The 20,024-nt window shown below is 67.7% G+C and carries 13 protein-coding genes and 1 tRNA gene; 6 read left to right on the forward strand and 8 right to left on the reverse strand.

Features of this window, described 5'->3' with window-relative positions; translation table 11 throughout:
- Positions 1–386 precede the first annotated feature (386 nt).
- Positions 387–469, forward strand: a tRNA-Leu gene (locus tag JOE68_RS26060).
- 340 nt (positions 470–809) lie between these two features.
- Here the strand turns inward: JOE68_RS26060 and JOE68_RS31960 are convergent.
- A complete protein-coding gene (locus JOE68_RS31960; RefSeq protein ID WP_204844918.1) occupies positions 810–1,061 on the reverse strand; it encodes a helix-turn-helix transcriptional regulator in 252 nt (83 codons plus the stop codon).
- A 134-nt stretch (positions 1,062–1,195) separates the two neighbouring features.
- Between JOE68_RS31960 and JOE68_RS26070 the strand changes: the two genes are divergently transcribed.
- Both JOE68_RS26070 and JOE68_RS26075 read left to right on the forward strand, forming a co-directional pair.
- Positions 1,196–2,260 carry a tyrosine-type recombinase/integrase gene (locus JOE68_RS26070; protein WP_239562356.1) on the forward strand — a complete coding sequence of 355 codons (1,065 nt, stop codon included), beginning with the start codon at positions 1,196–1,198 and terminating at the stop codon, positions 2,258–2,260.
- Positions 2,257–2,703: a hypothetical protein gene (locus JOE68_RS26075; protein ID WP_204844919.1), complete on the forward strand. Its 447-nt coding sequence runs from the start codon at positions 2,257–2,259 to the stop codon at positions 2,701–2,703. Before JOE68_RS26070 ends, JOE68_RS26075 begins: the two co-directional genes overlap by 4 nt.
- A gap of 135 nt (positions 2,704–2,838) precedes the next feature.
- Here JOE68_RS26075 and JOE68_RS26080 read toward each other — a convergent pair whose 3' ends face one another.
- Genes JOE68_RS26080 through JOE68_RS26095 form a run of 4 tightly spaced genes read right to left on the reverse strand, consistent with a single transcriptional unit; the run spans position 2,839 to position 10,376 of the window.
- A complete protein-coding gene (locus tag JOE68_RS26080; RefSeq protein WP_204844920.1) occupies positions 2,839–3,894 on the reverse strand; it encodes a Wadjet anti-phage system protein JetD domain-containing protein in 1,056 nt (351 codons plus the stop codon).
- Positions 3,884–8,215, reverse strand: coding sequence for a coiled-coil domain-containing protein (locus JOE68_RS26085; RefSeq protein ID WP_204844921.1), 4,332 nt, complete (start codon positions 8,213–8,215; stop codon positions 3,884–3,886). The genes JOE68_RS26080 and JOE68_RS26085 overlap by 11 nt, the downstream gene beginning before the upstream one ends.
- Complete coding sequence (locus JOE68_RS26090; protein WP_204844922.1) at positions 8,215–8,949, reverse strand: hypothetical protein; 735 nt, start codon at positions 8,947–8,949, stop codon at positions 8,215–8,217. The genes JOE68_RS26085 and JOE68_RS26090 overlap by 1 nt, the downstream gene beginning before the upstream one ends.
- Complete coding sequence (locus JOE68_RS26095; protein ID WP_204844923.1) at positions 8,946–10,376, reverse strand: hypothetical protein; 1,431 nt, start codon at positions 10,374–10,376, stop codon at positions 8,946–8,948. The genes JOE68_RS26090 and JOE68_RS26095 overlap by 4 nt, the downstream gene beginning before the upstream one ends.
- A gap of 355 nt (positions 10,377–10,731) precedes the next feature.
- Between JOE68_RS26095 and JOE68_RS26100 the strand changes: the two genes are divergently transcribed.
- From JOE68_RS26100 to JOE68_RS26110, 3 genes are all read left to right on the forward strand, one after another.
- The gene (locus JOE68_RS26100; protein WP_204844924.1) at positions 10,732–11,772 is read left to right on the forward strand and encodes a hypothetical protein; all 1,041 of its coding nucleotides are present in this window, start codon (positions 10,732–10,734) and stop codon (positions 11,770–11,772) included.
- Between the two features lie 597 nt (positions 11,773–12,369).
- Entirely contained in the window at positions 12,370–15,090 is a 2,721-nt protein-coding gene (locus tag JOE68_RS26105; protein ID WP_204844925.1) for a DUF4365 domain-containing protein, read from the forward strand.
- A 287-nt stretch (positions 15,091–15,377) separates the two neighbouring features.
- Positions 15,378–15,572, forward strand: a complete 195-nt coding sequence (locus JOE68_RS26110; RefSeq protein WP_204844926.1) for a hypothetical protein — start codon at positions 15,378–15,380, stop codon at positions 15,570–15,572.
- Positions 15,573–15,763: 191 nt separating this feature from the next.
- On the opposite strand, the gene JOE68_RS26115 is transcribed toward JOE68_RS26110, so the two are convergent.
- From JOE68_RS26115 to JOE68_RS32480, 3 genes are all read right to left on the reverse strand, one after another.
- A complete protein-coding gene (locus JOE68_RS26115) occupies positions 15,764–17,569 on the reverse strand; it encodes a recombinase family protein (RefSeq protein ID WP_307819904.1) in 1,806 nt (601 codons plus the stop codon).
- Between the two features lie 138 nt (positions 17,570–17,707).
- Positions 17,708–19,786 (reverse strand): cell division protein FtsK, encoded by a 2,079-nt coding sequence (locus JOE68_RS26120; RefSeq protein ID WP_204844928.1) that lies wholly within the window; start codon positions 19,784–19,786, stop codon positions 17,708–17,710.
- Positions 19,783–19,968: a hypothetical protein gene (locus tag JOE68_RS32480; RefSeq protein ID WP_346038683.1), complete on the reverse strand. Its 186-nt coding sequence runs from the start codon at positions 19,966–19,968 to the stop codon at positions 19,783–19,785. Before JOE68_RS32480 ends, JOE68_RS26120 begins: the two co-directional genes overlap by 4 nt.
- Between the last annotated feature and the right edge of the window lie 56 nt (positions 19,969–20,024).

The following is a 20,024-nucleotide window of genomic DNA, read 5'->3' on the forward strand; positions in this document are numbered from 1 at the left end:
AAACCAGTCCACAAAGGACCACTTCGCCGACGCCCTTCCCGGCGCCCGGCCGACAACGGACCGTTCCCATTGATACCCGCACCCCCGACCGCCACCCGGAACCGGTCCGTCCGGCCGATCGCCCATACGGCCGGCTGCCCACCCGGCGCCCAGCCGCGCGGGGCCGGCACCACGGCTTCCCCGGCCGGTGATTACGCAATGCGTCGACGCCCTTCGCGGTGGGTAACAGGCAGACCGCTCCCTGCGTCAACTTCCCACCTCTCGCCGACGAGCGCCCCGAACCAGCCCTGAACAGCAAAAACCCAGGCCAGAGCCCTGCCCGGGACCCCGATTTGGACCGCGAAAGACGATCATGTAATCTATCCGCACACCACGGCGACAGCCGAGTCCGGGTGGCGGAATGGCAGACGCGCTAGCTTGAGGTGCTAGTCCCCGAAAGGGGGTGGGGGTTCAAGTCCCCCCTCGGACACAAAATGAGCTGATATCTCAGCCTCACCCCCAGTGATCTTCGCAGGTCACTGGGGGTTTTGTGTGTCAACGTGAGATAACTTCAGCGCCTAGATGATCTTCTTTTCGGCGCGTGTTCAAGGTGACACTCGAACACGCGCCGTTGCATAGTCGCTGGTCAGCGCGTTATGCGATGAATGTCTACTGTGGACATTGAAGCCCCATCGGCGCGCACCCGGAAAAAATCACCAGCCGCTTATTACCGTCAGTAACGGACGTAGCGCGCGGCTCGGCATACGGCACAGACCGGACGGCGGAGCATGCTCGAGGCATCGCCCCGCAGAACCGGGCCGTGCCGGAAGTCAGACTTGGTCGTCCGTAGGCCGGAACAGTTCGAACGGCTCCACCTGCAAGGCATCCGCCAAGACGAAGACCCGGTCGAGACTCGGCGAATGACGACCGTTCTCGATGCGGTTGATCGTCTTGCGGTCGAACCCGCTCGCCTCCGCCAGTTGCTCCTGCGTCAGGTCGCGTTCCAAACGCAGCGCGGCAAGGCGGTGCCCAAAGCGCGCACGGTAGTCCGCGAGGCGCGGATGAACCGGGGACGCTGGCACGGGGGCAACGTTGGTACGTTTGGCCGTGCGAGTCCGTACCAACACTGGTACAACATGCGGCACCGGAATCCGGACCGGCGACGTTCACGCTGGTCAGCCCACCACCGCCGCAGCATCATGACTCGAGGACACCGTTGAGCACCGACCCCAAGACCGTCCAGGCCGCACGACTGCTGATCGCCCAGCTCGGCCTCACTCCCCAGGACCTGATGTGGGTCCCGGCGGACATCCCGACCTTCGCGCAGTACGTGCCCAAGGTGGTAGCGGCCTCCGGCCCAGGCGCCGCCCGCACCTACGGCACCTACTGGACCCGCATCACCGAGACCTTCGGCCACCGGCGCCTTGACGAGGTCACCGCCACCGACATCGAAATCCTCAAGCGACACCTGGTCGCCAATCGACGCATCAGGCGCAACGACCGCGGCGGCCAGTCCGTGGCCGAACACCTCGTCTCAGCCATGCGAGCCATCTACACCCAAGCCATCAACGACAACCTCCTGCCCCCTCACCACAACCCCGCCCTCAAGGTCGCCAAACCCCGCCCTCGCCCCACCACCCGCTACGCCTTGGCGTCCAATGAAGTGGCCGCCCTGTCCGACGCGCTAACCACCAGCGGCCACGACGCCGTGCTGGACACTCTGCTGTTCCGCCTGCACCTGGAATCCGCCTGCCGACGTGGCGGTGCACTGGCCCTTCGAGAGGAGGACATCGAACCGACCTCCTGCCTCATCCGCCTGCGCGAGAAGAACAACACCGTACGCCTGCAACCGATCAGCCCCACCCTGATCGCCTCACTACTGGCCCACCGCGAACACCGCGGGAACGGCAAACCAACCACCGAACCACTACTGCGCCACCACAACGGGACCCCGATCAACCGCCGCCGCTACGACCGCATGTGGCAACGCCTGGCCGTCCGCATCCCCTGGGTAGCCGCCCGCAACATCTCCACCCACTGGCTGCGCCACACCACTTTGACCTGGGTCGACCGCCACTACGGCCCTTCAGTCACCCGCGGCTACGCAGGCCACAGCCATCCGCGCGGCGACAACGTCACCGGCACCTACACCAAAGCCACCCTGCCCGAGATCGCCACCGCCCTGGCCGCCTACACCCGCGAACCCCACCCCTTGGCCACCACACCACCGCCCAATGGTGGACTGCCCTTGTTCCCTACCTTCACGCCGGTGCGTCCGTGACCGAGCGGCCCACGCGACTCTTCGTCCCACCGACAAACCGCCCGCAGGCGCCGCTGCAGACCATCGCCCCACCACCGGCACTTTCCAGGAAGGCCGACCTCCTGCTCGCCACTGCGGCCATCGACCACTCCGGCCGCATCCCCGCCCGCAGACTTCTGCGTGCACTGGCCTGGAGCCCAGGCGACCCCACCAGTACCCAACTACGTGGTGACGTGATCACACTGCGCCTCGACCCGAAGAGCCCGCGTCGGATTGACAGTCGGCACCACGTCTTCGTCCCCCTCGGTCTACGTGATCTGACAGGCATCCGCACCGCCGACCACATCGCACTCCTCGCCGTGCCCCAAGAACAGGTGCTCCTCATCTGTCCTGCGCGGGTCCTACGCTCGCTGATGGCAGATCATTTGGCGCTGGAGGACGACGCTGTAGTAAGCCAATCCTGATCAATGCCCTCAGCGTGAGGTCGCAATGGGTGCCTCTCGCAACGCGCTCGATCACGCATCGCTGCAACTAGGAGTGCACCTTGCTACGGATCCGAGTCCGATACGCCGACATGGCTGGTGAGCGCACTACACCCCTTACGTCAACGACTCGGGCTCGTCGAACCAGTCAGCCAGCGTGGTCCCGGACAGCACCTCGACCCCGACATACTCTTGGACCAAGCGTTTACCATCAGCGACCGCAGAAGTCGCGGCCTCCCCCAGTGGCTCGTCGAACCACGCTCGCGCCCACGCGACGAGGGCGGCCGTCGGGCGTGCTGTGTTCGACGGTCGTGAGGCTCCGTGGTGAAGCAGGAGTCGATAGAGCCCACGTGCGGGTATGACCGGTGGCAGGGCCAGTTCCGCAGCACGGCTCTCGGCCAGCTTGGCGACTCGCAGACCTCCCGTGTCGATGTCGCCGAAGTACCAGCAGGCCGTGGGCGCAGGTGCCATCGTGCTCAAGGCCGCGAGGCGGGTCCCGACCTGGTTGCCCGAGCCCCAAACGACCCGACCGTCGAACCCCAACTGTTCCGCTCGGTCGCTGATTGAGCGGTAAGTGGTGTAGTTCTCGATCACCAACCACGATCGGTCGCCAAGCGTTGTCTGCTCCACCGGCGGCCAGCATGCGTAGGTTTCGAGCAGTTCGAGGGTGAGCCTCCCTGGACTGAAAAGCGGGCCGAGCATCCAGGCTTCCAACTCCTTCTCGTCGCCCAGAACCTCCAAGGAGCGCTCGCGCACCGGTACCCGTACTGCCCTGCGCTTCGGTAGCCAGTTGTTGACCGCCTCGAGGAACGACAACTCGGCAGGGCTCAGGAGGTCCTCGTCGAAGAGCCGGGCCGCCCACGCCAACTCCGCATGCCAGACCACGGGTGGTCTCGGAGTTCGCTCGGGACGGAGCGGCGCGGGCCTCGTCACGTAGAGGGGGAGTGGAGGATGGGCTGAGCGATCCAGCTTGGTCCGTGGCAGTTCAACTCGCCCCTCAGCAGCCAGAGTGGCGAGAGCCGTGAGCACACGGCTCCTCCATCCCACTGTGGCGGCAGCAGTTCGATCGACCGACGCGGCGGCGACGAGGATGGCTTGGAGGGGTACGCGACGGACACGTGACTTCTCCACCGCCAGAGCGATGGCGTCCGCGATGGCCTTCTCAGGGTTCATGCCGTACCGCCGACACCACGTCGACGACCTGCGAGTTGTTGTCATCGACCTGCACGTACGCGCGACCTTCACGCGTGGTGGACGACCGTTTGTGCATGGCTGCGATCCGGGGGAAGGTCGTAACGGCCCCAAGGTCGCCGATACCCGTCCAGAACACCAACTGGACGCCGTTGGCCCGGGCGACCTTGCGCTGGAGTTCGAGGAAGGGCAGGTAGTTGGCCTTGCCGAGGGGGTTGTCCAAGGGCACCACGCCACCCGCGGAGCCGGCTTTGGCGCCGGTGCGCTGCTCGGCGCGCAGTCGGGCGAGGACGCAGAAGAGCACCAGCGAGGCGGTGAGGTTCTCACCACCGGACCACTTGCGCATCTCCTCCACCGGGGTTCGCCCGATTGGCTGATCGGGCGAAGGCTTGAGCACGGTTGCCTTGAATCCCTCGACGACTGATGCCTCCGTCGCACGCCACAGCAGCTCCACGGCGTCCAACTCGATGCGGCCACTCCGGACCATGCGGTCCACCAGTTCCCCGACCCGGAGGACGACCTGTTCCCGGTTGGGGCGGTTGCGTGCTTCGACCACCAGGAACTTCCGGTGTTCCCAGCGGCCGATGCCCTCCGGCAGTTCGGACAGGGCGGAGGCGCGGTTGAGCAGGGCGAGGGCATCGGCGACCAGGTCGCTCAACCTCACCACGACGTTGTTCTTGTGGGTCTCGACCTGGTCGAGCTGCTGGGCGATGGCCTTCTCTCTCGTTTCCAGGTCGAAGGCCAGCTCACCGGCCAGCGCCGCCACGCGTTCGATGACGTGCTCGCCCCGGAACATCTCGCGCAGGCGGTGCACGGCCTGCCCGTGTTCGTCCTCCGCGACCGTGGCGAAGCGGTCCTGCCCGGCCCAAGTCCGCAGGTCGTGCACGGCCGCAGTGCGGGCGTGATCAGCTGCCACATATGCCTCCTGCACCTTCTCCAGCTCCGCGACGAGGTTTCCGACGACGGTCCGGGTCTCCTCGTCGTCGTCGGGAACCGTTCCGGACGGCTGGTCGGCCGCGGCGACCTGGCGCAGCTTGTCGGCCTGGTCGCGCAGGAGACCGGCGCGGGTCTCGGCCTCGCGGACCGCGTCGGCCGCAGCATCACGGTCCTTCTCGGTCTGTCCCAGCTTCAACTGCCCCTCCGACGCCTCCGCCTCCGCCTCCGCGGCCAACCGCTCGGCGTGCTCCTGGTCAACGGGCTGCTCGATCTCGTCCGTGCTGCGGAGCTTGCTCACGGGCGCTTCGGCTTGTTTCCGCCTGGCGGTATCGAGATCAGTCCGAGCGGCACCGACCGCCTGGTTGGCGCGTTCGAGGCGCTCGGCGGCGCGGGCGGCGGCGCGGGCGCGGAGGTCGTGATCCGCAGATGCCTCACCGGCGACCAGTTCGAGGGCAGATCGCTGCACCTTCTCCGGGTGCATGTTCCACGCCCTGCCGACCTTGACGACCTCCCGTTCGGCGTCCTCCACTGCCCTGCGCAGCTCTCGTTCCGGGAACTCCTCCCGCAACTGGCGCTGGGCTTCGGCATCGACGGTCTCGGCTGCCTCCAGCGCCAGGTCGGTAGGGGTGGCCGGTCGGGGCAGTCCTTCACGTCGTCCCGTCCACTCGGTTCGCCGCCGGTCCAGCTCACGGATGTCCGTGGCAAGTTGCTCGATGATCTGAGCCGCGTCCTCGCGGTGCCTCTCGGCCTGGCCGGCCTGGGCCGCGGCCCGGGAGCGCTCGTCCGGGATCGCCGCCAGCCTGGCTTTCGCGGGTTCCGCGACGTCCCGTTCACCAGCGGCCAACGCCGCCACCCGTGGAAGGACCGCCCCGATCCGCGCGAGCTGCTCCCTTCGGTCAGCGAGCAGGCCGGCGACCTCGTCCGCGCCCTCCCGGATCGTTCGCAGCTCCTCCGACACGGTGTCCTCGTGCTCACGGGCTCGTGCCAGTGCGGACTCGGCGGCGGAGGTGCGCTCGCGCAGGCCGTCAATGCCGTCAGCGGGCAGGTCGCCGACGAACGCCTCGATTCGCGCGATCCGGGCCGCGTCGCGCCCGCGCTGCTCGGTCAACCCCGCCAGGAGCTCGCCGTCCGCGGTGTGGCGGCCGCGTCGACGCTCCAGTTCCGCTGACGCCGCGTCGGGGTCGTGTTGGGCCCGCGCCGGGCCAAGGACGACACGTGGCTCTCCGCGGTGGGCGAAGGCCGTCGCCGGAGCCAGGACGACCACGTCCTCCACCGCCGTGGTGATCTTGGCTGCGGCACCGGCGGGGTCGCCGTAGACCACCACACCGTCGACCACGTCGGGCAATTCCGCGATGACGGCGGTGTGCTCGTCTGCCGGCACGTGTTTGGCGAGGTAGTGCCACCCGGAGTGCGCCGTGATCCCCTGCCGGTTCAACTCGTGGAGCACCTTCTCGACCTCGGGGCGCGGTGGCAGCAGGTCTGTTTGCTCAAGGCTGAGAATCGCGCGCTCGTCCCGTGCCCGTTCCTCCCGAACGTTGATCACTCGGTGATCGGCAGCGGCGATGGCACCGGCGAGCACATCCAGGACGTCGTCGACACCGTGTGTCAGGTCCACCAGGTCGGTTTGGAGCAGTTCCCGCAGGCGTGCGTCATCAGCCAACTCCGCAGCTCGCCGCGTCAGCCAGCGGAGGTCCTCCGCGAGGGGCTGATGCACGTCGCGGGCTTTGGTCGTCCCGGCCCGGGCCAGTGTCAACCGCTTCTCGCAGGCACTGATCTTCTCCAGTGCGGTCACCTGAGCAGCCCGCAGCCGCTCGACGTCCTGCCGAGCGGCTCGTTCCTCCTCACGCCACCGGACTTCGGCCGCGTCGATGCCCTCGTCCCGGGTGATGATCCCCTCGGTCACCAGCTGCTGCTTCTCGGCCTGGAAACGCGCAATGTGGTCGTGGAGCGAATCTTCTTCACTCTTCAGTGCGGCGAGCCGCTCGTTCGCGGCGTCGAGTTCCGCCTGCGCGTTGACCCTGATGCTGCGAGCGTCACCGAGAGCGGATCTCATCGTTTCGAGTGAGCGATCGGCCTTGGCAATCTCGTTCTCCAGCGCACCGGCCACGAGGGCCTTCGCGGCCTCCGCCCTGCGGACGAGCGGTTCGACCTGATCGGCCGTGTCGAGCAGGGCGTCCTTCGTCGTGGCCAACCTGGCCTTCGCGACTTCCAGGACGAGATGGTCCTCCACCGCGCCCCAAGCGCGCACTTCCAAACCTGCCGCGTCCACCTCGCCCTGCGCTTCAGCGAGCCGGGTCTTCGCGGAGCGGACGAGGAAGTCCACGGCGATCCTGCGGTATTCGTCGCGCCGCCTGCGGGCGGCGTCGACGCCACCTTTCAGGTCGGTCAACCTCCCGCTGAGATCCTCAACCAACCGGGCCGCCTCGTCACGCCTGCCCTGGGCGACTTCCTCCGCCTGGTGCAGAGCGCGCTTGAAGCCTGCGGCACGTACCCATACCCCATCGCGGTTGTTCGAGGCTTTCACCACGGCCTGGTGGGCCTCACCCAGCGCTACGACCTTGGGCGCGGCCGTGGTGCAGAACTCCTTCTCGGCCTGGTAGACCGGACGCTTGGCGATCTCGGCGGCGGTGTCGGCGAGCAATTCGCGCACCGGGGCCACCCGCTGCTTGTCGCCGACGAAGCGCAACAGGTAGCGCACGAACGCGCCGGGGGAGTCGATCTCGGCGAACAGCCCGTCGATACCACCTTCGGCAGCGTTCACCTCGGTGAAGTAGTGGAACAGATCGGGGTCGAAGTTGCGCTCGCGCAGCGCGTTGTGCCACTCGCCGATGGTCTGGTCGGCCACCACGGCGTTCGCGCCGAGTGCGGCCAGCTCGTTGACGTGCGACCGGAATCGCTCGCGGTCGTACCTTCCGCCAGTGCGCAGGGTGAACGGCAGGTCGTCGAGGGTCGAGCCTTCCACGGAAGGGTCGGGGTGGACGCACCACCAACTGCGCCGGAGCTTGTCCTTCCCGGGGCCGTTGTAGTCGCGCGGCCGCACCCGGCCATCCCACTCGTAGACGGCGCCGGTCAACAGCAGGTTGCCGGCCGGGTCCGCCCACTCGGCCACCACGTGCGCCGTGTCCTTCGCCTGGACCAGATCCTCCAACGTGCGCTTCTTCGTCCGAGTGGCGAGGAAGTCGCGCCGGTCGGGCAGAATCAGTGCGAGCAGCAGTGAGAGCATCGTGGTCTTGCCCGCGCCGTTGCGCAGCCACACGATGGCGTCGCAGGGTTCGCCGGCCACGTCGGTGAGGTCGACCAACAGGTCGGAGAACCGGTTCTCGGGAACACCGATGGAGTCCAGGTACAGCCTTCGCAGCCGGAACATCAGTCGCTCTCCTGCTCGGAGCCGCGCGCCAGGGCCGCGAACACCAACGATTCGGTCGTCTCGGCCAGCCCCACCCGGAACCGGTCGTTGAGCATGTACGCCTTGCCCCGCTCGTCGTCGAGGGAGGGCTCCCGACGTGCCCGCCCCGTCGTGACCAGGAATTCGAGGGTGCGGAGCACGTAGTCGCGACGGCAATCGCGCTTGAGACCGCCGTGCTGGGCCGGCAGCACCTCCGGCAGGTCCTGCCACATCCGTGCGGCTTCGCCGAGCTGCCCGTCCAACTCATCCTCGACGCCGGCTGCGGCCTCGACGACCGCGCCGATGTTGCGGTCGAGGAAGCGCTCCAGGTCGACCGGGCGGACGGTCGGGCTGCCGGTCTCGATCAATGCCTCACCGTTCGGGTAGGCGAAGGCCGCGACGGCCACCAGTACGAGGCCGAAGCAACGCCGGTCCTGGAGCCGGTTCTGGCCGGTGCGGATAGGCAGACCGGAGTTCTCCAGGGTGACCGCGAACGGGCCGTCCCCGCGTCCGGATACGAGCAGGCCCAGCGGTGTGGGCTGTCGCAGGTCCAGTCCGAGGCCGTCGGCGACGCGCGACACGATCTCGGCGAACCCGGTGTCCGTTACGTAGCGGTCCAGCAACGCGCGGTACGGGCTGCCCGTCGTCGGGCGTTCCTTTGGACCGAGCGCGAATCGAATGAGCAGTGCGGCGCTGGTTACGTCGGCGAGGTTCATGCGGCTCCGCTCGCATCGAGGTCCATCCGGTCGAGCGCCACCGATGTGGCGAGCACGAGGTCGGGACCGCGGTAGCGGTCGTCTACCAGAGGGATGCCTTGGTCGAGCGCGACCAAGGGTGCCAGAGCGGCTGCGAGGTCTTCACTGCGCGGCCGGTCGTCGGGCGCGGTGTCGTCTCCTGTGACGAACACCCACAGCGAAGCGCCCCACACCACGTCCAGCAGCCGGGTCGGGTCGTCGACCTCCGCCGCTCGGGAACGTGCGACGGCGAGCAGCTCGGACAGCCGCGTCGGGCGGTGCGCCGCCGCAGCGAGGATGTCGGCCGCGCACCTGGCCACGTCGTCGGGAACCGAGTCGCCGACGGTGTCTCCGAGATCACCGGGATCGTCGACCTCCGGCTCGGGTTGTTCCCGGATCGCCGGGGCGCGCAGCAGCACTGAGCACAGCTCGTCGATCCCCCAGCAGGAAGGGACAACAGGTGGTGCGACGCCCGCCGCCACCTCGTCCGCAGAGACCGCGAACGAGTCGTCGTCCGCAGTGAGGAGTGGCCGCAGCACGTCTCGCGCAAGGTCAATTGCCGCTGCGAGGCCACGCGGCTGGAACCGCTGAACCTCTTGGGCGGCGAGGAACACCGGAATCGCCCGTTGGACGTACCGCTCCAACCGCAACCACACGTCTTCTCCGCGCCTGACCTCGCGCACGATCTCCCGGCACGTGTCCCGTGCCGCCGGGTCGGCGCTGGACCGCTCGGCCAGGTCGCGAAGCTGTCGATCCCGTTCGAGCTGCGTCGACAGCTGGGCCAGAACGTCCGTCAGCCACGTCGGCATCTCGCCGCGCCAGTCCACGGCCCGGATGTCGCGGCGGGTGTCCTCCAGCCTCTCCCGCAGGCTCGCCGACAGCCCCTGGGCCGTTCTGGTCGCCTGCCGCGCCGACGCGAGCGCCTTGGCGAATTCGCCCGCCTTCATCTGAATCTCGACCATCAGCTTGAGCGCCAGTGCACGGTCGGCGAGGTCGGTGTTGAGCGCTTGCAGGTAGAGCACGATCGCCTGATCGGTGGCCGTGATGGCGGCACCCTCATCACCGTCGGTCAGGCGTAACAGCCGGAACCGGAACGCCTCGGTCCGCTCACCGGTCTCGTCGTCGGCGGCGGGCTCCACCCACGTCGCCTGATGCGGTCGACCATCGTTCAGCACGGTGCCCAGCACCAACTTCGCCACCTTGGCCCATGGCCGACGGGGATCGGACGGGTTCATCCGCCGCGCCACCTGCGTCAGGTGGTCCACGACAGCGGCCGGGCTGACCGAGCCGTCGAGACTCGCCTGGTGGAGGACCACGTAGTCGATCAACCGGAGGGCGAGCTGGGCCAAGTCGTAGCCCCGGTGTTCGAAGTCCGCCCTGGGCGCGGCGCGGTTGAGGAGTTCGAACACGGGCCCGAGCAACTGCAACGTCTGCCATCGTCCGTACAGCTCTGTGGTCGAGCGGGGGTCGGGCGGTCGGCTCATGCTCCGCAGGTCCATTCGTCCTGTGACGTCGCTTCTGATCAGTCAGGTCGTTCACCGCACCAACAGCGTTACACGATGGCCGCTCCCACTTCAATGCCGTTGAAGTGGGTCCGGAGTCGTCATTGTCGGGCAGTTCACACATACCGCCCAAGCCGAGTTGGGACAACTGCGCCGGGGTGACAGCATCGAGGTGGCCTGGCCGTCGTCGTGGACTTGTCTGGCTGCTGTCGCCCGTAGCCGAGGTCTGCTGGCCAAGCCCTCGGAAGCCGGCCTTGCCGCGGTGACGCTGCTCCACGCGCTGGGATCGATCGACGAGGTGGGATGGCTACTGCATCCACCACTGATCGACCTGCTCTACCGGCTCGGTGAACGCAGCGGCATGTCGTGGTGGAAAAAGCGATGGACCTACGCCCACAAGCAATTACGTGCCCTCGGCGTCGAGGACGCAGTGCTGGAGCAGGCAGCCCGGGACCTGGGCCGCGACGATCCTGCCATCGCCCCTTCCGGAGAAGGGCGCGACCTGGCGTTCACCGAGTTCCGCACCGCTCTCGGCGGAGACGCCGAGGCAGCCTCGCGCTGGGTGCAGTGGGCCGAGCGTCGACACCTGCTGGTGCGAGGGGCGCCCGTGACGTGCACAGCATGCAGCGCACGCTCCTGGCTGCCCATGGGAGCACTTCCACCACCCGTGGTGTGCATCGGATGCGGCCGCGAGATCGACCAACCGTTCCCGCCGAACGGACTGAGCTTCACCTACCGCCTCGGCGAACCGTTGCGCCGGGTGCTGGAGACCGACAGCCTGGGCCACCTCCTCGTCCTGCGCTGGTTCGCCGAACTGTTCGACTACACCGGCCTCGTCGGGGCACACCCTGGCGTCACCTTCACCGATCCCACAACCGGCAAGGACGTCGGCGAGGCCGACGTGATCCTGCTGTTCCCCAACGGAGACTTGGTACCGGTGGAGGTCAAACGACGCATCGCCGGAGTGGATCCTCGGACGCTGAGCCTCATGGACACCCTCACGGAGGCCCTGGAAGCCCCATGGGACGCATTGGCCGTAACCCAACCTGCGCGCGACTGCCCCGAACTGACACCCCATCGACGCGACATGCCGGCTCGATGCCGCTTCCTGCTCACCGACGACCAACTACACGACGACGACGTCTTCTGGTCGATGGGTACCGATCCTTTCGCCTGGGCACCGCGTACCGCAGAAGAGGACCGAGAACGGCAACGCAAGTTCGTTCGCACTATCCGAGAATCCTCCATGGAAATTCCACGCGACTTCACGACCCAGCTACTACTGAAAACCGACATTGAATAATTGGATCAGGCATCCAGCACCATGCGTTACGAGGGCTACAAATCGTTCTTCAGTCAACGAAGGCTGGTTGAGCACTTGAGGCGCCGGTTCACAGGGCGACCGCAGCCAGGTAACAACCGCCTCGGGCCATGGGGAAACTCAATCACACGCGAGGCCGCAATCGTGCACTGCGAAGATCATGCCGACGCGACTCCGATTTCAGTCGCCGCGTTGGATCCGTGGTCGTTGTCGGATACGCCCAGCCCGTTTGCTGCTCACGCCGCCACAGGTGCGGTAGGCGACCGCTCCCATGCGAGCCGGAGGCACAGGCTGCGGCGAGCCTCCCGCATTCCACGACGCGAGCTGGAACCTGCGACCTTATCCACCACGAGTTGAGCCTGCCCGGCGACCTGGGCGGCCGCTTTTGCGGCGAGCACTCGGAGGGGCACTACCGCACCCACCCGGTCGGGAACGGTCGGCGGACACGCCGCTGCCGAACCGCCACTGTAGGGGATGTCCGTGGTATTGACTGTTCGATGCGGCAGCCGGAGAGGAAACAAAGGGGCGTTCGGGGTGAGCTCGCGGTCGAGGCCGCGTTCGTGGATCTCGGCTGGGGGGGTGGCCAAGGCACCGGACCACGATCTGGGCACCGACCTGTTCCTGCTCGTGCGCGATGATCGGCTGCTCGACCTTGGCTTGGTGGCGGGTGTTCAGGTCAAGACCGGCGAGAGTTGGTTCGGCGAGTCTCGGCGGGATCGGTCCGGCGAGGTCACCGGCTGGTGGTTTCGTGACGACGACCGGAAGCACGTCGACTACTGGCTGGCCCACACGCTGCCGCACCTGCTGGTCCTGCACGATCTGGACAGCGCCACCTCGTACTGGGTGCATGTCACCTCGGAGGCGGTCGTGTCCACCGGCAGTGGCGCGAAGATCCTTGTCCCCCGGCACAGCACAGTCGACGAGGCACATCGCGATGCCCTGCTCGCGGCAGCCGGCACCGTACGACCGCCCGCGGTCTGGGAGGGCAGCGCGTGGGCCGGATCCGACGCGATCCTTCCAAAGAACTTGTTGCGGCACGCGCTGCTCACCCCCCGACTCGTGGCCCCGCACCCCAACGCCGGGGTGACACAGGCGATCGGTCCCGAGCAGGCCGTCGCCCTGATCGTCGAGGCACGATCACAGATGATCGAGGAGTTCGCCGCCCGCCACCCTCCGGTCCCTGGTCTCGAGCTGGCGGGCAGCTCATCGGATTGGGGATGGCGCTTCGCGGCGGCCTTGGCCGAACGCACCCTGACAGGTGCGATCGACGACCTCCTGTCCTGCGTGGACACCGCCGACACACCGTTCACCCGTGCGGCGGCGACCGCGGCCGCCGCCGCGGCGCTGCTGGAGCGGGCACAGCCGGATCAGGCACTGGAACTGCTGGACGCGGCACTGGCCCGTGACGACAGCCTCCCTGTCGACCACGCCTGGTTGACCGTGCAGCACGCTCGGGCCTGCATGGAGATCGGTCGGATCGACCAGGCACGTGAGGATGCCGTCCACGTCCAGCGAGTCCGGCTGGGTAACGGCGAGGACGTGACGGCGACAGCGATCGCCGGTGTCGCGACCCAAATGCTGTTCAACCTCGCCGACTGGGGCACCCGCGACGTCCAAGAGGTGATCACCGGCTCGGACACCATCTCCGTGTGGTGGCGCTACCAGCGGATCGCGGCCGGCGCCACGTCCGTGATCGATCGCGAGTTCACCACCTGGAGCCGACGCTCGGCCCTGGTATTCGGTGCCGAGGACGTCGCGAACAATCGTCTGTTCACCGCCTCACTCATGGCCAGCCACACGGGCGATCACGCCGCCTGGCGACGCCTGCACAGCCTCAACACCAAGCAGGCCCTGCTGCGAGTCGGTCGCACCACCGACCCGGAGCAGGCACGTATCCTCCTTGACGCACTGCGGGTTGACGGCGATCACAAGGCGCTCGACATCGCCGTCAAGCGCCTGGTCAGCGACGGTCCCGCGCCAGCCGTCACCGCCGCCGCGACCGAGATCGACTTTGCGCACTGGACCCGCACCACCGCACCCGCCAACCTGACTCTGCTGCAGCGCGGCGGCGATGTCCTTGACTCCCCCACCGCCTCCGCCACCGTCGGCTGGCTGCTCGCAACTCTCCACGCACCACAGGAATTTCTCGAGCGCACCACTCCCACCTTCCGCCCCGGCCACCGCCTGATCGACACACTCGCCGCAGTCGTGCCGGCAGCCGCACCGGCGGAGCAGCTCACGGTCATCGACACCGTGCTGACCATGCCCCCACAGCCCGACCAACTGACCGCCACCTCCTGGGCCCGCGTGGTCCACGCACTGCCCGAGAACATGTGGACTCCTGCCCTCGCCGCCCATGCCACCACGACCGCGGCCTCACACCACGACGTCCTGCGTCTCGCGTTGCTCGCCGTAGCCGCACCGGTCGACGAGACTGCCCGCCAGCAACTGCTCACCGAAATCCGGGACGAGCACTCCCTGGACGCGCTGGCAGCCCTGCGCGACGTCACCGCCCTACCCGATGATGTCGTCGCCGACCTGATCAGCATGCTCGAACCCCGGATCCACGGGTTGATCGACGGCGCGCTGCACGGTTCCTACTCCACCTACATTCACGACTTCGGCCGTGCGCTGGCAGTGCTGAACACCACCCACCCCGAGGTCGCACGCTGGGAACCGCTCTACGCACTGCTGTCCGAGCCACAGGTCACCGCCGACGACAAAACCGGCGCCTGCATCGTCCTGGCACGCCGTGCCGACCATGTGCCCCAGGAAGTCCGGGAACGCCTGGTCGACATCGTGACCGTCATGCTCGACCATCCCATCGCGCCGATCGACCGGATCGAGAACCACCCCGGCGTTCTCGGTCCCGCCGCCGAACTGGCCACCGCACTCGGCCATCACCTCGCCACACCCCACGACCTGGTCACAAAGCTGCTGGCTGGCCGCCCCGAACAGCGTGCCTGGAGCGCTTCCACAGCCGCTCACCTGCCTACCTCTGCGGCGGTCGGTGTCCTGACCGTGCTCGCCCAGGACCTCCACCCCACAGTCCGCGCTTCCGCCGCCGCCATGCTGGCTCGCCTCGTGGCCACCGGCACCCAGGACACACTCGCCATCTCCGCCCTGCAGAACTGCCTTGTCGACACCGGAACGCTGGTACCCCTGGCAATCGCCGACACCCTGGCCAACACACCGAACCCCAGCGACGCGGTCACCGACATCCGACAAACGCTGACCACACACCGGTCGGCCAGGGTCCGCGCAACCGCGGGCCGCAGAGAAACCCAGCACACGGGGTGACCGACATTCGCATGTCGCCGTGCCGATCGTCCACCCGCACCGTTCTGCCACCTTGTCGACCTCCGGAGCTCGGTAATCCAGCGGGGCGCTGTCAACAGACCAGGTACGACCGTCCGGATACGACCTCATGGTTGATCTACTGCGGCGGACCAGACGCCGCTGTAGACCTTTACGACCGGTACCTGCTGCCACCTCCACCGGTCTGTTCCAGGTCGTGCCCGACACCAGCAGCCCAGGCCACATGACCTTCAGGCGGAACACGCCCTCGCCCTCACGGGTGGTAGCACGTGGGCTTCGTGATTCGCTCGACCAACTCGACCGGATGCCATGTTGCCAATATCCAGGCTGCAACGCCCCGAACCGGCGGCCCGGTCACTCCGATCAAAGCCCACACCCATGCGTTGCTGAACGAACTTGAAGATCACCCGCTGACCATCGTCCAGCACACCGTCAACGCTGCGGTCGGTCGCGAGTCGGGCTGAGACGACGCTTCTTCGCTTACCTACAGGCGCGATGCGAGATTTGGTAGCAGTCCACAAAGGATTGAAGGTAACTTAATCCCGGAATATCCAAAAGTTCGACCCGCATGCGTGATGGACGGGACATTCACGTCGCATCGGAGGTGGGCTGTGGCCCACCTGGAAAGTGGGCGGAAGTTGTTGCTATGCTTGACTTATGCGGCACCGTGGCGGTGTCCGGGATGGGCTGAAGCCCACATTTGGGGGTTCAACAAGCCCTCTCGGACACGCTCGTTAACCACACGCGGTGAGGCCGTCACTACGACGGCCTTTTCTGCATGGTCGTACAACAGCTCTACCTGCAGTTTTGCGTAGAGCTGGGCCAGTCGCTCCGGCTTGGCGTCCTCCAGCGCGGCCCCGATGTCGCCGAGCGAGTCGATCATCGCGTACACCTCGGCAGCGTCCAGCTTCCCGCTGCTCCTGACCTTGGCCAGCTCCGCGCGGGCCGCTTCCCTGGCCGCCTGAGCCTCGTTGATCACTTCGACCAGCGCCGCCGGGTCGACGCCCGCTTTGATCGCCTGCTGATAGCGGCTCAACTGCTCCTCGGCCGTCGCGAGCCGTTTCTTCGCGCTGTTCGCACCGGCCGCCTGCGTGCTTTCCTGCGAGCCGAGCAAGGTGGCGATGGTGGTATCCAGGTTCTCCGGGTCGAACAACCAGCCGATCCAGTTGTTGAGCGCGGGCAACACCACGTCTTCACGGAGGTTCACCGTCTTGGGGTGGTCGGCGAGCGCCGGTGAGCCCGGTGCCAGGGTGCGAGCCGTGCACCGGTAGTAGGTCCCCTTGCGGATCGGCTCGCCCTGCATCTTCCGACCGCAGGCAGAGCACCGGATCAACCCGCGAAGCGGGTAGGGCCGCCTGCCGCTCGTCCGCACGCGTTCCAACTTGGCGATGCCGCGCATTCCTCCTGCCGCACGCGACCGCCGGAGGAGCTGGGCTTCGGTGAAGGTCTCCACGGGCACGATCCCGGGATGCGCCGGGTGCCGTGACCGGACGATGCGGTCCGGGCTCGACCGGCGGAAGCGGGTGACGTGGCCGGCAGCGACGTCCTCCGGGTCGAGCAGCATCTCGTGCCGGGTCCACCGACCGAACACCGCGTAACCGGTGTACCGGGGATTTTCCAGGATGGCGCGTACGGTGCTGCCCTGCCAGCCGTCGGCCAACCGGTGCCTGTTCTGGTCCGGCCGCCGCAGTGACGGGCACGGGATGCCGTCGCGGTTGAGGATCGCGGCGATGGCACGGTCGCCGTTGCCGTCCAGGTACTCGGCGAAGATGCGCCGGACCACTTCCGCGCTGGGCTCATCCAGGGCGAGCAGCCGCAGCCGGAACCCTTCAGCCGCCTTCTTGGGGTTCGGGTGCGGTCCGCCGTCCACGACCGTGTAACCGTAGGGGGCACGCCCACCCTGGTGTCGCCCTTCGTTGACCACCTGGGCGTCCATCGCCGCTCGGACACGTGCCTGGACGTGCTGGCGCTCGGACTCGCTCATGCCGCCGAGCACGCTCATCAGCATCTTGTGGGAGGGATTCCGCGGGTCGTACTTCCCGCCCAACTCCGGCACCCAGAGGTCGACTCCGTACGCGGCGAACTTCGGCGCGATAAGGGAGAACTGGTTGCCGAACCAGCATCGCGTGCCCTCACCGACCACAACGGCGTTCCACCCGCGATGAGGGTCCTTGAGCGCAGTCAGCAACCGTGCCGCCTGGCTCCGCCGCTCCCAGGGCACGGACCGCGACTGGCCGATGTCGAAGAATTCCTCGACCACCACCCCGCCGAGCGGTTCCACGAACTTCCTGGCGTTGCCGAACTGCCACCCGCGTGAGGTTTCCGGGTCCTGGTTGTCCTCGGTCGAGCACCGGCCGTAGCCCGCTACCGGCCCGATACCGTCCTCGACGGCGTCCGCCACCTCGACACCCAGCAACTCGTCCAGCGTCGCCCACGGGTCTCGGCTGATTTCATCAACCACGGTCACCTCTTCCCGGAGGTCCGTCCAGGACCTCCACCTCGGCCAGCTCAACCAGTATGGCAAGCAGAACACGGCTACTAGCAGGTGTAAGTGCTGGAAGTTGGTCCGGCACCCTGACCGTGACCTCATCGTCCCTGCTCACGGCCGTCTCTCCTCTGGCAAGCCGATTTCATCAGAGTTGGTGTGCTCTACCGCCGCACGGATGTCTGCCGTGAGGTAGCCACGCACCCGCCGCACGCCATCCCCATCGGGCACGTACCGCCGCACCGGCCGGCACCCCAGCTCGCTCATGTCCCGGCCGAACGCGGTGGCCTCGACCTCCAGCGCCTCGATCAGCTCGGCGGTGGGCACGAACTCCCGTTCGTCCAGCCCGTCCCCGAGGTAGTCCACGACCGACGCCAACGGTTCGGGTAGCTCGGCCGCCCACCCGTCCGCCGTTTCGCTCCCGAGCACCTGGACCACGGCGGAGGAGTCGACCGGTCGGGCGGTGTCGTCGCCGATGGCATGACCGGCCAGCGTCCCGGCGGCCTCCCGCAGCGCGCGGCCCCGGTCGCAGATCACCCGCCAGTCGGTGTTCGGCATGTAGTACGTCCGCACGGTCATGGCGACCAGATCGGCCCCGGCGTCGGTCTCCCCGTCCGGTCGCAGGATGCCGACGCCCTTGTGACTGGGCAGCAAGGTGGAAGCGTCGAACCCGCGGGTGTTCATCTGCTCGCCGAGGACGATGTTGGAGTCCCGCCAGTCCATCACCCGCAGGGCGAACCGCGACCCCAACACCGCCCGCAACCGCGACGGGATCGTGTTGGAGTCCGGCCGCTGGGTCGCCAGGATGACCACCACCCCGGCCGCCGGACCCTTGCGCACGAGGTAGGTCAACAGATCGGCGATATACGCGCCGAGCGTGGTCTTCCTCCCGCCGACCTGCTCCCGCGTCGGGTTCTCCAGGTAGACCTGAACCTCATCGATGACCACCGCCGTGATCGGCATCCCCAGGTCAACGTCCCGCGAGAGAGCTGGAGTGATCTTGGATTCCGGGCACACCTCGTCGTCCACTGTGGCCATCCGGGCATACCGGGACTGCACCTCAGCCACCAACCCAACGAGGTGATCACGCACGGCGTAGGCATGGTGCAGCTCATCCCCGCACACGTACCGGTACGCAAGCTGTTCGACAGCGTCCCAGTCCTTACCGCCCTTGCCGTCGAACACGTACAGCCGCGCGTACGGGTCCAGCACCAACCCAGCGGCGGCAAGCCGAGCAGCGAACGTCTTGCCCTGCCGAGGGATCGCCCCAACGAGCAGCGACGTCCACACCAACGGCAGATCAACCCGCCGCCCCCGAGCGTCACGCCCGAACGGCACCGGCCGCCACGCGTCCCACCGCTCCACGTCCAGCAACGGCGTCCGGACGGGCGGACCCGCGTACGGGTCCTCATCCGCCACCCAGAAGAACACCCGCCCGGCGTGCCCACCCCGGCCACGCACCCGCTCCACGATGAGTTGGACCTCATCCACCGCCAGAGCCGAAGCCAGCGCGTCCCGGTTCCTGATCACATCGGCCGCCTTGCGGGTAGCCGGCAGGTCGACCGTGACCGCCCACCCGTCACCCACCCGTTGAGCCCGCTCGACCAGGCGCAAGGACTCGTCCTTGCCGATGAGCTTCGCGTCCCGGAACGCATCCACCAACACCTGCGCGTCCATCGTCCACGTCAGCGTGCGAGGACCGGCAAGCACAGCCTTCCGCCCCGGAGACCCGTCCTTGCGCCTGCCCGCTACCGCCAACACCACCGCCGCCACAGCACCCGCGCCCCACAACGCAAGCGCGCCGTACAGCACGTGCAACACCGCCAGAGCAGCCGCCATGCCACCAAGAACGGCGCCAGTCACCTTCCACCGGAACAACGTCAGCGCACGGATCTCCACGAACTTGTCCGCCAACTTCTCCGACTGCTCGGCAGCCTCCCGGTAGTCCCGCACCCGAACCCACCGACGCCAAGCCCGAGCGGCAACCACCAGACCCCGGACAACCGCACCACTCAACCGCGCCGGCGACCGAACCAGCCACGCAACCGCACCCCGAAGCGCCCACCACTTCGACCCACGCGGCACACCCCGCGACCGCCGCCAACGAGCCTCGACCCGCCGAACCAACCCCACCCGCTCGGCAACAAGCTCGCCCTCGTACACCGGCTCAGCCGGCACCAGCTCTCCGTTCATGACCGGCCCCGCCGACGCGGTTCGTACACCGTCAGCGCCCGAGTCAGCGAGTACGACGCGAACAGCGCCGGCCCGACCAACACGGCCAGGAGCAGCCACCCGTCCGCCCGGTACGTGATCAGCACCCACTGAACACCGACGATCAACGCCGCGTTGAGCACCACCCGACCGGCCAACGACACCAGCCCACCACCCCGCGCAGCGCCGGCCTTCGCCTTCCCTCGCCGAGCGCCTGCAC

The sequence above is a fragment of the Saccharothrix algeriensis genome, assembly GCF_016907655.1.
Classification (GTDB): domain Bacteria; phylum Actinomycetota; class Actinomycetes; order Mycobacteriales; family Pseudonocardiaceae; genus Actinosynnema; species Actinosynnema algeriense.